14 protein-coding genes are annotated in these 15,311 nt (G+C 60.0%); 7 read left to right on the plus strand and 7 right to left on the minus strand.

What is annotated here, in order from left to right:
• Positions 1 to 39: 39 nt before the first annotated feature.
• Positions 40 to 933 carry a LysR family transcriptional regulator gene (locus tag ACIP8I_RS16270; protein WP_400762385.1) on the minus strand — a complete coding sequence of 298 codons (894 nt, stop codon included), beginning with the start codon at positions 931 to 933 and terminating at the stop codon, positions 40 to 42.
• A gap of 285 nt (positions 934 to 1,218) precedes the next feature.
• Between ACIP8I_RS16270 and moaB the strand changes: the two genes are divergently transcribed.
• Positions 1,219 to 1,758 carry a molybdenum cofactor biosynthesis protein B gene (moaB, locus tag ACIP8I_RS16275; protein WP_007964888.1) on the plus strand — a complete coding sequence of 180 codons (540 nt, stop codon included), beginning with the start codon at positions 1,219 to 1,221 and terminating at the stop codon, positions 1,756 to 1,758.
• Complete coding sequence (gene glp / locus ACIP8I_RS16280) at positions 1,755 to 2,960, plus strand: gephyrin-like molybdotransferase Glp (RefSeq protein WP_400762388.1); 1,206 nt, start codon at positions 1,755 to 1,757, stop codon at positions 2,958 to 2,960. The genes moaB and glp overlap by 4 nt, the downstream gene beginning before the upstream one ends.
• Positions 2,961 to 3,204: 244 nt before the next feature.
• Here the strand turns inward: glp and ACIP8I_RS16285 are convergent, their stop codons facing one another.
• Both ACIP8I_RS16285 and moaA read right to left on the minus strand, forming a co-directional pair.
• Complete coding sequence (locus tag ACIP8I_RS16285; RefSeq protein ID WP_400762390.1) at positions 3,205 to 4,104, minus strand: bestrophin family protein; 900 nt, start codon at positions 4,102 to 4,104, stop codon at positions 3,205 to 3,207.
• A gap of 36 nt (positions 4,105 to 4,140) precedes the next feature.
• On the minus strand, positions 4,141 to 5,139 hold the full coding sequence (gene moaA / locus ACIP8I_RS16290) for a GTP 3',8-cyclase MoaA (protein WP_400762392.1): 999 nt from the start codon (positions 5,137 to 5,139) through the stop codon (positions 4,141 to 4,143).
• Positions 5,140 to 5,496: 357 nt separating this feature from the next.
• Between moaA and ACIP8I_RS16295 the strand changes: the two genes are divergently transcribed.
• The 4 genes from ACIP8I_RS16295 to ACIP8I_RS16310 all read left to right on the plus strand — a co-directional run bounded on the left by ACIP8I_RS16295 (position 5,497) and on the right by ACIP8I_RS16310 (position 10,493).
• A complete protein-coding gene (locus ACIP8I_RS16295) occupies positions 5,497 to 7,821 on the plus strand; it encodes an FdhF/YdeP family oxidoreductase (RefSeq protein WP_400762394.1) in 2,325 nt (774 codons plus the stop codon).
• A 106-nt stretch (positions 7,822 to 7,927) separates the two neighbouring features.
• A complete protein-coding gene (locus tag ACIP8I_RS16300) occupies positions 7,928 to 9,331 on the plus strand; it encodes a cytochrome ubiquinol oxidase subunit I (protein WP_400762396.1) in 1,404 nt (467 codons plus the stop codon).
• A gap of 3 nt (positions 9,332 to 9,334) precedes the next feature.
• A complete protein-coding gene (gene cydB, locus ACIP8I_RS16305) occupies positions 9,335 to 10,351 on the plus strand; it encodes a cytochrome d ubiquinol oxidase subunit II (RefSeq protein ID WP_367084985.1) in 1,017 nt (338 codons plus the stop codon).
• Complete coding sequence (locus tag ACIP8I_RS16310; RefSeq protein ID WP_400762398.1) at positions 10,338 to 10,493, plus strand: DUF2474 family protein; 156 nt, start codon at positions 10,338 to 10,340, stop codon at positions 10,491 to 10,493. Before cydB ends, ACIP8I_RS16310 begins: the two co-directional genes overlap by 14 nt.
• Positions 10,494 to 10,677: 184 nt before the next feature.
• On the opposite strand, the gene ACIP8I_RS16315 is transcribed toward ACIP8I_RS16310, so the two are convergent.
• From ACIP8I_RS16315 to ACIP8I_RS16325, 3 genes are all read right to left on the minus strand, one after another.
• Positions 10,678 to 12,003 (minus strand): OprD family porin, encoded by a 1,326-nt coding sequence (locus ACIP8I_RS16315; protein ID WP_400762402.1) that lies wholly within the window; start codon positions 12,001 to 12,003, stop codon positions 10,678 to 10,680.
• A 173-nt stretch (positions 12,004 to 12,176) separates the two neighbouring features.
• On the minus strand, positions 12,177 to 12,491 hold the full coding sequence (locus ACIP8I_RS16320) for a helix-turn-helix domain-containing protein (protein ID WP_400498897.1): 315 nt from the start codon (positions 12,489 to 12,491) through the stop codon (positions 12,177 to 12,179).
• Positions 12,481 to 12,831 carry a toxin gene (locus ACIP8I_RS16325; RefSeq protein ID WP_400762411.1) on the minus strand — a complete coding sequence of 117 codons (351 nt, stop codon included), beginning with the start codon at positions 12,829 to 12,831 and terminating at the stop codon, positions 12,481 to 12,483. The genes ACIP8I_RS16320 and ACIP8I_RS16325 overlap by 11 nt, the downstream gene beginning before the upstream one ends.
• Before the next feature lie 369 nt (positions 12,832 to 13,200).
• On the opposite strand from ACIP8I_RS16325, the gene ACIP8I_RS16330 reads away from it, so the two are divergent.
• Positions 13,201 to 13,665: a GNAT family N-acetyltransferase gene (locus ACIP8I_RS16330; RefSeq protein WP_400762406.1), complete on the plus strand. Its 465-nt coding sequence runs from the start codon at positions 13,201 to 13,203 to the stop codon at positions 13,663 to 13,665.
• 191 nt (positions 13,666 to 13,856) lie between these two features.
• Here the strand turns inward: ACIP8I_RS16330 and nuoN are convergent.
• Positions 13,857 to 15,311: NADH-quinone oxidoreductase subunit NuoN (gene nuoN, locus ACIP8I_RS16335; RefSeq protein ID WP_400762407.1), on the minus strand; the 1,455-nt coding region annotated here is incomplete at its 5' end.

Genomic DNA, 15,311 nt, shown 5'->3' on the forward strand with positions numbered 1-15,311 from the left:
CCGAGCCTTCGGCAGCTCCTACAGGGGTGTGTATCTGGTTTAAATTGCCTCAACCCCAAACATCTTTCGCGCCTCGGCAAAACACTTTTCGGCAATCGCCGAACGCGGTTCGGTCTTGCGCATGATCAGCCCCAGCGGCGCGAGCACGCTGGCATCCGGCAATTGCATGAACGACAGGTGTTCGATCGGCTCTTCCAGCCCGCTGTCCAGCGGCATGATCGAACAGCAGAAGCCCTGGTGAATCGCCTGCAGCAACTGATACGTCGAATCACTTTCCATGATCGGCTGCGGATTGAGCCCGCGACTGCGGAAGCTGAGGTCGATGGATTTGCGGTAATGCATGCCGGTGGTGATCATCCCCAGCGGCAGTTCGGCGGCGTCTTCCCAGCTCATTTCCGAGCCTTGGAAATGGAAGTGACGGTTGTCGTAGAGCAACCCGACGCGGGTTTCGCCGATCTCGAAAAAATCGAAATAGTTCGGGTTGACGTGGTCGAGGTAGCACACGCCCAGGTCCAGTTGGTTGTTGCCAAGGCCGGCGATGATCTCGTCGGAACTCCCCGACGACAGACTGAATTTCAGCTCGGGATAGGTCCCGGACAAACTCTGAATGTAATTGACCGGGTTGAAATTGCTCAGCGGCACCAGACCCAGGCGCAAGCTACCGACCAGTTGCCCGCGGCACGCCGCCGCTTCGGCGAACAGACCGTCATGCGCGGCCAGCAGGGTGCGCGCCCAGGCCAGTACCCGTTCGCCGGCCTGAGTGAAACCTTCAAAGCGCTGACCGCGATTGACCAGCACCAGATCCAGCTCATCTTCCAGGTTGCGCAGGCGCATCGACAGGGTCGGCTGGGTGATGTGGCAGCGGGCGGCGGCCTGGCCGAAGTGTCGGGTTTCGTCCAGTGCGATCAGGAACTTGAGTTGTTTGATGTCCACGAAGGCACCTGCTCGTTGAGAAATTGGATTGAGTATTGACGCAGATGCGCGCAGCGCACGGAAAACGCGAGGTGCGACGATCTCATCTGACCGTGTTTGCGTCCAATCGGAAGAATTGAAAAGCCTATCGATCAGCTCTATCGCCCATGGTTTCAAAGGCTTCGGCCGAGGTCAACGGCACCGATAGAGCAGCTCGATAATGTGGTTGGCCAGAGTGATTAGACAGTACTCATAAGTGGCACTTAGGCTGCCCGGCAATGAGATCAACTATTGTCGGAGATTTCCATGAGTGCGAAAGCGGATGCCCTGTTTGTCCCCCTGAACATTGCCGTACTGACCGTCAGCGATACTCGCGATTACGCAAGCGACACGTCCGGCCAATTGCTGGTCAGCCGATTGCTGGAGGCCGGTCATACCCTGAGCGAACGCAACCTGCTCAAGGATGACCTGTACAAGATCCGCGCCCAGGTCGCGCAGTGGATTGCCGACGACAGCATTCAGGTGGTGCTGATCACCGGCGGCACCGGCTTCACCGGACGCGACAGCACGCCGGAAGCGGTGGCTTGTCTGCTCGACAAGCAGATCGATGGGTTTGGTGAGTTGTTCCGCGCCATTTCGATTCTCGACATCGGCACCTCGACCGTGCAAAGCCGCGCGCTGGCCGGACTGTCCAACGGCACGCTGGTGTGCTGCCTGCCGGGTTCGACCGGTGCCTGCCGCACCGCGTGGGAAGGCATCCTGGCCGAGCAACTGGATAACCGCCATCGCCCGTGCAACTTTGTGCCGCACCTCAAATCAGTCGCCGCCTGTGGGCCGCGCGGATGAGCAAGGCAGGATTGATGCCGGTCGAGGACGCCCTCGACCAGTTGCTTGGCATGGCCAATGAGCAACGTCTGGCCGACAGCGAAATACTGCCGCTCGACGAGGCACGTGGGCGGGTGCTGGCCAGTGATCTGGTCGCCTCGCTCGACTTGCCGCCATGGCCGAATAGCGCCATGGACGGTTATGCCTTGAACCTGGCCGATCTGCATCGTCAGCCGTTGAAGGTGTCGCAGAAGGTCTACGCCGGCCAGGCGCCGGACGCGCTATTGCCCGGTACCTGTGCGCGGATCTTTACCGGCGCGCCACTGCCGCCGGGCGCCACCTGCGTCGAGATGCAGGAGAACGTCGAAGTGCTGGAGGACGGTCGCGTGGACTTCCTGCAGCCGTTGAAGGCGGGGCAGAACATTCGCGCGCAAGGTCAGGAGAATCGTGTTGGCGACATCCTGCTGCGTGCCGGCAAACGCCTCGGGCCGTTCGAACTGGCGGTCGCCGCCGGGCAGGGGCTGGCACAGTTGCACGTGGTGCGTCGCCCGCGCGTGGCGCTGCTGTCGACCGGTGACGAACTGGTCGAGCCGGGCCTGCCGCTGCGTCCTGGCAGCATCTACAACAGCAACCGCGTGTTGCTCGGCCACTGGCTTAAGGAACTGGGCTGCGAAGTGATCGACGCCGGGATCCTCCCGGATCGCCCGGCACAGACGCGGCTCAAACTTGAGCAATTGCAAGTGGCGGCCGACCTGATTCTCACCACCGGTGGTGTGTCTGCCGGCGATGCCGATTGCCTCGGGCAGGTGCTGCGCGAGGACGGCAAACCGCTGCTGTGGAAGCTGGCGATCAAGCCAGGCAAACCGTTGACCGTGGGCCATTTCGGCACGGTGCCGGTGATTGGCCTGCCGGGCAATCCGACCTCGGCGCTGGTGACCTTCGGCCTGCTGGCACGGCCGTATCTGCTGCGTATTCAGGGCGTAGAAGAGGTCATGCCATTGAGCTTCACGGTGAATGCCGGGTTCGCCTGGAACAAGGCTGGCAGCCGTCGGGAGTATCTGCGGGTGCGGCTGGAGGCGGGCAGTGCGGTGTTGTATCCGAACCAGAGTTCCGGTGTTTTGCTCGGTGCAACCTGGGCCGATGGGCTGGTGGAAGTGCCGGAAAACAGCACCCACGGCATTGGCGATCCGCTGCGCTTTATTCCCTTCAGCGAACTGTTTTAAAGCGAAGATCAAAAGATCGCAGCCTTCGGCAGCTCCTACAGGAAACGCATTCCAATGTAGGAGCTGCCGAAGGCTGCGATCTTTTTTGTAATGCTTATAGAAGAACGTATAAACACTAGCAATCCCTGTGGGAGCTGGCTTGCCAGCGATTAGGCCGGCACATCCAACATTGAAGTTGGCTGACCCGGCGCGATCGCTGGCAAGCCAGCTCCCACAGGTTTTTTTGTTGTTTGGAGAAATGTGATCAGCTCAGCACATAGTCCACCGGCAGCAGCATCGGTGGCAGGTCGGTTTCACCCAGTTCGCTGAGAATATCGCGCTCGATGGTGCGTACCAGGGAGTCGGTCGCCAAATCGTTTTCGTCGCGGCCGAACGGGTCTTCCAGTTCATCGGCAATCGCGTCCAGACCAAAGAACGTGTAGCTGACAATCGCCGTGAACAACGGCGTCAGCCAGCCCAGCGGTTCGGCCATGGCGAACGGCAGCAGGATGCAGAACAGGTAGATCGTGCGGTGCAGCAGCAAGGTGTAGGGGAAGGGCAGCGGGGTGTTTTTGATCCGCTCGCACACCGCTTGCGCCTGAGTCAGGCTGGTCAGGTGATTGGCCAGCAGCATGTAGCGCCACTCAGTCAGTTCACCGCTTTGATGCAGGTCGGAGCACTGCTGGCCGACCTGTTGCAGAATCCGTCCGCTGTAGTCCGGCACCCGCGCATCGTGTTGCGGGGTGATCCACTTGCTGCAGGCCGCCGCTTCGCTTTCCCGGCGCAATCGCGCATTCAGTGCATGAGCAAATCCGCAGAGGTTGAGCAGCAACGGCTTGCGTTGCACCGATTCACGGATGACATGGGTCTCGCGAATCACCGAACGAATGTGCACGATCACCTCGCCCCAGGCCTTGCGTGCTTCATACCAGCGGTCGTAGCAGGCGTTGTTGCGAAAATTCATGAAGATCGACAGTGACAGCCCGAGCAGGGTGAACGGCGTGGCGTTGACCTTGGTGAAGTTGCTCGGGTGAAGGATTTCCATCAGCACGATGGCCGAGGCCAACAGAGTGACCATCAGCGTGCGCAGGGCGATGCGTTTGGCGATCGATCCCTTGAGGGTGAAGAGGATGGCGAACTGGTTGACCTTGGGTCTGACGATCATGCTGGGCGATCCCGGTTAAGCATGGAAATTGGCGGATCAACCGCCGGTCATATTCATGAAGCGAACCACTTGCACGTCGTCGTTCACTTCGAAATTGTGTCGATACGGCCTGAGTTTCATCGCCTCGACAATGGCTTTTTCCAGCCGCTGCGGTTGCCCCGGATGAGCGCGCAGCACGGCTTTGAGATCCACCGAATGCTCGTTACCCAGACACAGTAGCAGGCGCCCTTCGACAGTCAGCCGCACCCGGTTGCAGGTGCCGCAGAAATTATGGCTGTGCGGCGAGATGAACCCCAGACGAATGTCCGGCGCTTCGGCCAGCCGCCAGTAGCGTGATGGGCCTTGGGTCGACTCGGCGGAGTCGATCAGGGTGAAGCGTTCGGCGATCTTCTCGCGCACCTGGGCACTGGAGAAAAACGACTCGGCGCGGCTGTGTTCGCTGATGATCCCCAGCGGCATTTCCTCGATGAAGGAGACGTCGAGCTGGCGGTCGATGGCAAAGCTAACCAGATCGTTGATCTCCTGATCGTTGCGCCCCTGCATCACCACCACGTTGAGTTTGGTTCGAGTAAAACCGGCCTTGCGCGCCGCATCAATGCCGTTGATCACTTGTGCCAGATCACCGGTGCGGGTCATTTGCCTGAAGCGCTCCGGGTCAAGGCTGTCGAGGCTGATGTTCAGGCGCTTGACCCCGGCGTCGAACAGCGGCGCGGCGAGTTTGCCCAGCTGCGAGCCATTGGTGGTCATGCACAGCTCGCGCAGGCCGGGCAGGGCGGCGATCTGCTCGCACAACTTGACTACGCCCGGACGGATCAGCGGCTCGCCACCTGTCAGGCGAATCTTGCGCGTGCCCAGCGCCACGAAGCTCTGCGCCAGTTGATAGATCTCTTCCAGGGTCAGCACTTGCTGACGCGGCAGAAACTGCATGTCCTCGGCCATGCAATACACGCAGCGGAAGTCGCAGCGGTCGGTGACCGACATGCGCAGATAGTCGACGCGGCGGTTGTAACCATCGATCAGGACACGCTCTGACATGACAGCCTCGCAAGAGTGAAAAGTCCGCATTTACGGACCAGGTTGCTGCAGGTTATGGGCAACTTCAGACCACGTCCAATCACTGTTTGTGAACGCTTGATTGAGCGCGTCGATGATCAATTATTTTCGCTCGAAAGTTGCCGCTTTAGTTTCGCAACGCCCCGTAAATAAAGGGTTTTTCCCCGTGATAGAGGCTTTCGATAATGTGGTCATAAATAGCGATTAGACAATGTTTTGTAACGGTTCATATCCTTGCTCCGGCAACTGAAACGACCACTTTATTGCTGTGCAAAGTCGGCCGTCGCTGTTTAACCAAGATCAGGTTCATGCCTGTGTGCATCGTCATGGAGATGTCCCATGTCACAAGTCGACCGTTACAAACCTTACAAGGGTGCCGCTGCCGGTTGGGGGGCTGTGATCAGCCTGACCAAAAGCTGGCTGGGCAGTGAAAACGCCCTGAAAAACATCCGCGCCATGCTCAAGACCAACCAGAATGGCGGCTTCGACTGCCCGGGCTGTGCGTGGGGTGAAGCGCCCGGTGCGAGCATGCTCAAGTTCTGCGAGAACGGCGCCAAAGCGGTGAACTGGGAGGCCACCGGGCGCTTGGTCGACCCGGCGTTCTTCAATAAGTACACGGTATCGAGCCTGGCCGAACAGAGCGACTACTGGCTGGAATATCAGGGCCGTCTGACCCACCCGATGCGTTACGACGCGCGGGTCGATCGCTATGTGGAAACCACCTGGGAAGACGCGTTCGCGCTGATCGCCGAACACCTCAAGGGCCTGAAATCGCCGCACGAGGCCGAGTTCTATACCTCGGGCCGGGCCAGCAACGAAGCGGCGTTTCTCTATCAGTTGTTCGTCCGCGCCTACGGCACCAACAACTTCCCGGACTGTTCGAACATGTGCCACGAAGCCAGTGCGGTGAGCATGGGCGAGACGCTCGGCGTCGGTAAAGGCACCGTGGTCTACGAGGATCTGCACCACGCCGACGCGATTTTCGTCATCGGCCAGAACCCCGGTACCAACCACCCACGGATGCTCGAACCGCTGCGCGAAGCGGTGAAACGCGGGGCACAAGTGGTGTGCATCAACCCGCTGAAAGAGCGTGGCCTGGAACGTTTCCAGAACCCGCAGAACCCGATCGAGATGCTCAGCAACGGCTGGGAAGCGACCAACACCGCGTACTTCCGCCCGGCGCTGGGTGGCGACATGGCGATGATTCGCGGCATGGTCAAATTCCTTCTGCAGTGGGAGCGTGAAGCCCAGGCCAGCGGTGGCGAACCGGTGTTCGACCATGCGTTCATTGCCGAGCACACCTCGGGTCTGGACAGCTACCTGGCAGAAGTCGACGCCACGAGCTGGGAGCACATTCTCGAGCAGTCCGGCGTGCCGTTGCACGACATCGAACTGGCCGCACGGATGTATGGCCGCGCCAAGAGCGTGATCATGTGCTGGGCCATGGGCCTGACCCAACACGTGCACTCGGTGCCGACCCTGCAGGAAGTCATCAACCTGCAACTGTTGCGCGGCAACGTTGGCCGTCCGGGCGCGGGGCTGTCGCCGGTGCGCGGTCACAGCAACGTGCAGGGCGACCGCACCATGGGCATCAACGAACTGGCGCCGAAGGAGCTGATGGACGCGCTGGAAAAACGCTTCAACTTCAAAGTGCCGCGCATGCACGGCCACAACACGGTGATGGCGATCGGCGCCATGGAGCGGGGCGAAGCCAAAGTGTTTATCGGTCTGGGCGGCAACTTCGCCCAAGCCACGCCGGACACCCCGCGCACCCACGAAGCGATGCGCAAACTCGACCTGACCGTGCACATTTCGACCAAGCTCAACCGCAGCCATCTGGTCACCGGACGCGACGCATTGATCCTGCCGTGCCTCGGTCGTACCGACATCGACATCCAGGCCGAAGGCCCGCAAGGGGTGACTGTGGAAGACACCTTCAGCATGGTGCATTTGTCGTTCGGTCAACTGAAGCCGAAGTCGGCGCACTTGAAATCCGAGCCGGCAATCATTGCCGGAATCGCCGCCGCCACGTTAGGCAAACATCCAATCGATTGGGAGTGGGTGGTGGGCGACTACGGGCGCATTCGCAACCTGATCGGCGACGTGATTCCGGGCTTCGAGAACTTCAACGAAAAACTGCTGACCCCGGGTGGCTTCCACCTCGGCAACGACGCCTCGGACCGGGTCTGGAACACTGAGTCGGGCAAAGCCCAGTTCACCCCGTGCGTGCTGCCGGAACACCTGATCAGCGAAGGCGTGCGCAACCTGCCGGTCAAGCCGGATTTGATCCTGCAGACCATGCGTTCCCACGATCAGTACAACACCACGCTGTACGGCCTCGACGACCGTTATCGCGGGGTCTACGGCATGCGCGACGTGATCTTCGCCAACGAACAGGATATCCAGCGACTCGGTTTCGAACCGGGGCAGAAGGTCGATCTGGTGGCGCTGTGGGATGACGAGCGCGAGCGTCGGGTCAGCGGTTTCACCCTGATCGCCTACGACATTCCGCCCGGTCAGGCGGCGGCGTACTACCCGGAAACCAACCCGCTGGTGCCGCTGGAAAGCTACGGCGACCGGACCTACACGCCGACCTCGAAATTCGTCGCGATTCGCCTCGAAGCGGCCAAGGTCAGCAACCTGATCCCGTCGTCGCTGGCCTGACCCGCTACTTATAAAAATACTGGCAATTTGACTGGCTGCAGGCGTTCGCGCCTGGCGGTGGCCCGGCGACGTGCTGCCGCTTTTCAGCCTGGATGAGGACATCATCATGCTCAACATTGAGGCACTGGACCTGGCGCGAATTCAATTCGCGTTCACGGTTTCGTTCCACATTATCTTCCCGGCGATCACCATCGGCCTGGCGAGTTTCCTCGCGGTACTCGAAGGCCTGTGGCTGAAAACCCGTGACGACACTTACCGCGATCTCTACCACTTCTGGTCGAAGATCTTTGCCGTCAACTTCGGCATGGGCGTGGTCTCGGGGCTGGTCATGGCGTACCAGTTCGGCACCAACTGGAGCGGCTTTTCCGACTTCGCCGGGAGCATCACCGGGCCGTTGCTGACCTATGAGGTGCTGACGGCGTTCTTCCTTGAAGCCGGTTTCCTCGGGGTCATGCTGTTCGGCTGGAACCGCGTCGGCCGTGGCCTGCACTTCTTTGCCACGGTGATGGTCGCCATCGGCACGTTGATCTCGACGTTCTGGATTCTCGCCTCCAACAGCTGGATGCAGACCCCGCAGGGCTTCGAAATCGTCGACGGGCGGGTGATGCCGCTGGACTGGCTGGCGATTGTGTTCAACCCGTCGTTCCCGTTCCGTCTGGCGCACATGGCGATCGCCGCGTTCGTCGCCACGGCCTTCTTCGTTGGTTCGTCGGCGGCCTGGCATTTGCTGCGCGGCAACAATACCGCGCCGGTGCGCAGGATGTTTTCCATGGCGTTGTGGATGGCGCTGATCGTGGCGCCGATTCAGGCGGTGGTCGGTGACGCCCATGGTTTGAACACCCTGGAGCATCAACCGGTAAAAATCGCCGCCATCGAAGGCCACTGGGAAAACGCCGACAACGGCCCGACACCGCTGGTGCTGTTCGGCATCCCCGACATGCAGGCGGAGAAGACCAAATACGCGCTGGAAATCCCGTACCTCGGCAGCCTGATCCTGACCCACAGCCTCGACAAGCAGATCCCGGCGCTCAAGAGCTTCCCGAAAGAAGACCGGCCGAACTCGACCATCATCTTCTGGAGTTTCCGCGTGATGGCCGGGCTGGGCATGTTGATGATCTTCGTCGGTGTGCTCGGTCTGGCGCTGCGCCGTGGCGGCAGGCTCTATCAGCATCGCGGCTTCCAGCGTCTGGTGTTGCTGATGGGGCCGAGCGGGTTGATCGCGTTGCTGGCCGGCTGGATCACCACCGAAGTCGGGCGCCAGCCGTGGGTGGTTTACGGCCTGATGCGCACCCATGACGCCGCGTCGCACCACTCGGTGGCGCAGATGAGCACCTCGCTGCTGCTGTTCGTGGTGATCTACTGCTCGGTGTTCACCGTGGGCATCGGCTACATGATGAAACTGGTGCGCAAGGGCCCGCAGCCGCATCACGAACATCCGCCGGAGGGCGATCAGTTGCAGACCCCGCGGCGGCCCATTTCGGCGGCTACCGTCCCGATGAAGGAGCATTGAGTCATGGGTATTCAAGGTATCGATCTCTCGTTGATCTGGGGGGTGATCATCGCCTTCGGGGTGATGATGTACGTGATCATGGACGGCTTCGATCTGGGCCTGGGCATCCTGTTTCCGCTGATCCCGGATGAGCAGGAGCGCGACGTGATGATGAACACTGTCGCCCCGGTGTGGGATGGCAACGAAACCTGGCTGGTGCTTGGTGGCGCGGCGCTGTATGGCGCCTTTCCACTGGCCTACGGGGTGATTCTGGAGGCGTTGTACCTGCCGCTGATCCTGATGCTCTGCGGGCTGATTTTCCGTGGCGTGGCGTTCGAGTTTCGCTTCAAGTCGTCGCCGCAAAAGCGTCACTGGTGGGACAAGGCGTTTATCGGTGGTTCGCTGCTGGCAACGTTCTCCCAGGGTGTGGCGATCGGCGCGTACGTATCGGGCATTCCCGTGGTGAATCGGCAGTTTGCCGGTGGCGGCCTGGACTGGCTGGCGCCGTTCCCGCTGGTGTGTGGCGTCGGTCTGGTGGTGGCGTATGCGCTGCTGGGCAGCACCTGGCTGCTGGTCAAGACCGAAGGCATGCTCGAGTCGCGGATGCGTCTGTTCACCCGGCCGTTGGCGTGGTTGCTGACGGCGATGGTGGTGGTGATTGGTGCGTGGACGCTGAAGTTGCACCCGGAGCTGGCCACTCGCTGGTCGACCAGCGGACACCTGATGGTATTCGCCGGGTTGGTGGCGCTGGCGCTGCTGGCGTTGTTCGGGTTGTTGCGCACCTTGCGTCAGCGTCACACCCACTGGCCGTTCGTGTTCACTCTGGTGCTGATGCTGCTCGGTTACATCGGTCTGGCGCTGAGCATCTGGCCGAACATCATCCCGCCATCGGTGAGCCTGTGGGCGGCGGCATCACCGCCGTCGAGCCAGTTGTTCGCCTTGATCGGCGCTCTGTTCATCCTGCCGGTGATCCTGATGTACACCTTCTGGAGCTACTACGTATTCCGCGGCAAAGTGAGGATTGGCGATGGCTACCATTGATTCGCGTGAGGTCAAATCCTCCCGCTGGTACAAGCGTCTGGGCTGGTTGTTGCTGATCTGGTTCGGCAGTGTGGTATCGCTCGCGGTGGTGGCGAGTGTGCTGAAACTGGCGATGTATGCAGCGGGAATGAGGACCCACTGATCTGAAAAACCGGAGCCTTGGCTCCGGTTTTTTTGTGCCCGGCGTTCTGCAATCGCTGATCAAACCTGTGGCAGCGGCGTGAAATCGGCAGACATAAAAAAGGCGTCCTGAAGGACGCCAAAAAATTCACCTCTGACCAAAGGAGCAAGGAGCTTCTGAAGGTGAATGGTATTGCTCGGGAAACTCAGAGAATTGCCAGCGGGTATTCGACGATCACCCGCACTTCATCCAGGTCGGACTCGAACGCCGTGGCACGGGTGGTGGCCTGGCGCAAACGCAGCGACAGGTCTTTCATCGAGCCGCTCTGCACCACGTATTTGACTTCGATGTCACGTTCCCAGCGCTTCTGGTCGGTCAGCGGATTGCCTTCGGCGTCGCGGCGCATATACACGGCGTTGGCATTGGAATAGTCGGCGTCGGTGCCACGCGCGTAACGGGTCATGAATGACAGCCCCGGCACACCGTAAGGGCTCATGTCGAGGTCGTAGCGCACCATCCACGAACGTTCTTTCGGCGAGTTGAAGTCGCTGTACTGGATCGAGTTATCGAGAAAGATCGAGTCCGACTGGCGCAGGTAATCGAAGTCGTCGTCTCCGTTGTTGCGCTGGTGGGAGAGGGCGACGGAGTGCGCGCCGAGTTTCACGCCGACGCGGCCGCTCCAGATGTTGTTGTCGAACTGGCCGAGCAGTTGTTTGCCTTCGTCGACCGCTTTGTAATAGTTCAGGCCGCCGAACAGCGACAGCTCGTCCGACAGTGGATAGGTCCATGCGGTGCCGGCGTAATACTGGTTCCAGGCATCCTTGAGGCGGCTGGAGTACAGGCTGAAACTGAGGTTCTTGTTCAGCACATAATCGCCGCCGCCGTAAGCGATCCACGGTGAATTGACTGGGCCTGCGTAGAACGTGGCGAAGTTTTCGCGCATGTCGCTGGACACCGGCTGGCTCATCGCATGCAGACGGCCGCCCTGGATCGACAGACCGTCGATGCTGGTGTTGGTCGCCGTCACGCCGCGAAAGCTCTCCGGCAGCAAGCGCGAGTCACCGGCCGCCACCACCGGGTTGGCCGGGAACACATCACCGACCTTGACCACCGTATCGAAGGCCCGCACTTTTGCGGCGCCACCGATCTTGGTGTATTCATCCCGCGCCTGGCCGTCACGGTTGACCGGCAGCACATCGAACGAACTGCGCCCGCCGTTGCGTCCGTCACCGGTGTCGAGTTTCAAGCCGAGCAGGGCAAACGCATCGACACCGACCCCAACGGTGCCTTGAGTGAAACCGGATTCGAACTTGCTGATCACTGCATGCGCCCAGGCTTCGGAATAACCGTTGCCGGTGGGGCTGGACTGGCCGTTGCGATGATCACGATTGAAGTAGAAGTTGCGGTTGAGCACCGTCAGGCTACTGCCTTCGACAAAGCCCTCAGGCTTGTCTTCTGCAAACACCATGGACGGCCCTGAGCCGACCACCACCGCTAAAGCGGCCATCGACATTTTTGTATTGTTAACCATCAAACACTCCTTGGGTTCGGCAGAACGGGAACGTGCGTCGGCTTGGTTTTATTGTTCGGCGGGGCAGGGCCCGTCGGCATTGGTCGCCGGGTCACATCGTTGCAAGCTGCGGATAACGCCAAGGTGATGGGGGAATTACAATTTCGTCATGTAATGGTTTGTGCCAAGTGGGTTCAGTTCAAGGCTGCGAGTTGTTCGATGGTTTGTGGAAATCGCTCGACCAGACGGATCAGGGTCGTGGCCTGAGCATTGGGCGTTGCTCGTCCTTGCTCCCAGTTTTCGAGCGTTCGCGTGTTGGTGCGCAGGTACATGGCGAACACTGACCTCGAGAGGTTGAGCTGTTGGCGGATGGCTACCACTTCCTCGGCTGTGATGGGCATCAGTTTCGGTAACTGAACCTTGTGTGTGCGCAGCGTGATTTTGCCTTGGCGCTCTTCTGCCAGAGCTTCGAGGCCATCCATCAATTCGGAAAAAATGTCACGTTTCATAGTGGGATCTCGTGTTGATTTCTTTATCCAGAGTTTGTTTGAACAGCTTTTTCTGAGCCGGCGAGAGATCGGTGTACTCGTCTTTGCCGTACACAGTGAACAGCCAGAATTGGTTGAAACCTGACCACCCGTAGTAAATCACCCGTAATCCGCTTCGCTTGCCCTTGCCTCGTCGCTGATCACAGAAGCGAATCTTGCGCAGCCCACCTGTACCCTCGATCAGATCGCCCGCTTCGGGGTTTTTCAGCAACTCCAGTTGAAAGCTCCGAAATAGATCGTCGTCCAGATAATCGTCTCGGTATTTCTGAAACATACGTAATTCGACAAAAAGAGCATCCATGTTCTGTACGTTACCTACGTATAGTGTTGTCTCGATAATCGAATCGGTCAAGGCCTCCAAGCCCTCCTTTTCGTCCCTTTTTGAACGGTAGACTCCGGTCGTAAAAACACCTGTAGGACGAATCGACGAGTGTGGTGAGAACGTTCGATTGAGTAGCGAGGAGGCTTGGCAATTGACGTGTAGGAACAATCCGCAGCACTATCACCCCATGACTGTCCAACTTCGAATGACCATGATGTGCTCCTCCATGACCGCTTCCGGCGGGCCATGAGGTCATACGTTTTTGTCATTTGACGTGTACCCAAAGCCCCGCCAGCAATGGACGGGGCTTTTTCATTGCCCGTCCGCACATGGCTCATGGAGAGAGAAATGTTCGACATCAGAAGAGCCACCCCGGACGATGCCCGGATAGCGTTCGAGATTCGGCGACAGGCCATTCGACATCAATGCATCGGTGCCTATAGCGAGCAACAGATGCTCGAGTGGACCAAGGGTTGCGCTGAGGATGGTTACGACACGCTGATGCAAAAGCATTTCTATCTGGGCTGCATCGAGGATGAACCCGTGGCAACCGGCATGCTCGATCTGGAGCACCGTGAAATCGGCGCGATCTTCATTCGCCCGGATGTCATGCAGCGTGGGCTGGGCAGGCGTGTTCTGTTCTTTCTCGAAGATTTGGCGCGGGATCTCGGGCTGACCGAGGTGTGCCTGGACGCAACATTGAATGCGGTCGACTTTTATCGGCGTTGTGGTTATGTCGGGGAGGAGAGTGCGGTTTATCAATCACCTTCGGGTCTGCAACTGGCCTGCGTGCCGATGGTGAAGAAACTGTGATGCCATTGTGGCGAGGGAGCTTGCTCCCGCTGGACTGCGGAGCAGGCCCCGCTTCTCGGCTGAACAGCGGGGCCGCTTCGCGTCCCAGCGGGAGCAAGCTCCCTCGCCACAGGTTATTTGTTGCTACATGGAATCCATAAAACAAAAACGGCACCCGAAGGTGCCGTTTCCGTTTCCAGCCAGCCGAGCAATCAGCCCGCCAGACCCGCCTGCTGAACCAGAGTCAGCAATGGCTGCGGGTACACACCCAGGAAGAACGCGACCAGGGCGATGGCCAGCAGCATCACGCCGCCGGCTTTCTGTTCCCAGTGCAACTGGGCGTCGTGGCGACGCAGGTTCGGTTCGATCAGGTACAGGGTGACCATCACGCGCAGGTAGTAGAACACGCCGATGGCGCTGCCCAGTACCAGCGAGCCGACCAGCCACCATTGGTGCGACTCGACACCGGTGGCGATGATGTAGAACTTGCCGATAAAGCCAGCGGTCAGCGGGATACCGGCCAGGGACAGCATCATCACGGTCAGTACGGCGGTCAGGTACGGACGACGCCAGAACAGGCCGCGGTACTCGTACAGCGCATCTGCGTCGCGACCGTTGTACGGCGAGGACATCAGGGTGATCACGCCGAACGCGCCAAGGCTGGTGATCACGTAGGTGACCAGGTACACGCCGATGGCTTCCACCGCCAGACCCTTGCTCGCCACCAAAGCGATCAGCAGGTAGCCGAAGTGCGCGATGGACGAGTAACCGAGCAGACGCTTGAGGTTGCTCTGGGTCAGGGCCAGCAGGTTACCGAACAGGATCGAGGCGACGGCGATCACGCTCAGTACGTCGCTCAGCACGCCACTGCTCGCGGCAGGGGAGATCTGGAACAGACGCACCATCACCGCGAACACGGCAACCTTAGACGCCGTGGCGAGGAACGCGGCCACCGGTGCCGGAGCACCTTCGTACACGTCCGGCGTCCACAGGTGGAACGGTACCAGCGACAGCTTGAACGCCAGACCGATCAGCATCATGCCCAGACCCAATTGAGCCAGCGAGCTCGGCAGGTTGGTCGTAGCCAGGGCCTGACCGATACCGTTGAAGCTCAGGGTGCCGGCGTCAGCGTAGAGCAGCGCCATACCGAACAACAGGAACGCGGAACCGGCGGCCGACAGCACCATGTACTTGATGCCGGCTTCCAGCGAACGCTTGTTGAAGAAGGCATAAGCCACCAGACCGTAGACCGGTACCGACAGCAGTTCCAGACCGATGAACAAACCGGCCAGGTGCTGCGCGCTGACCAGAACCAGACCACCGGCGGCGGCCATCAGGATCAGCAGGTACAGTTCTTCACGGTTGCCCGGGTAACCCGAACCGCCATCGCCGAGGTAGGCGTGGGCCAGAGTCACACAGGCGAGGGTGGCGACCAGGATCAGCGCCATGTACAGGCAGGCGAAGGTGTCGACTTGCAGCAAAGGAGTCACGGCCAGAGGCGCGACTTTCAGGGCTGGCAGGATCGACAGCAAGGCCAGGTTCAGACCGGCGACCGAGATCAGGAAGGTCTGCGAGTGGTTGCGGCGCCAGGCGATTGCCAGCATCACCACGATAATGGTGAGGCTGGTGATCAACAGTGGCGCTAGCGCAATAATGTGTTGATTCGT

The organism is Pseudomonas sp. NPDC088414 (assembly GCF_044753325.1).
GTDB lineage: Bacteria > Pseudomonadota > Gammaproteobacteria > Pseudomonadales > Pseudomonadaceae > Aquipseudomonas.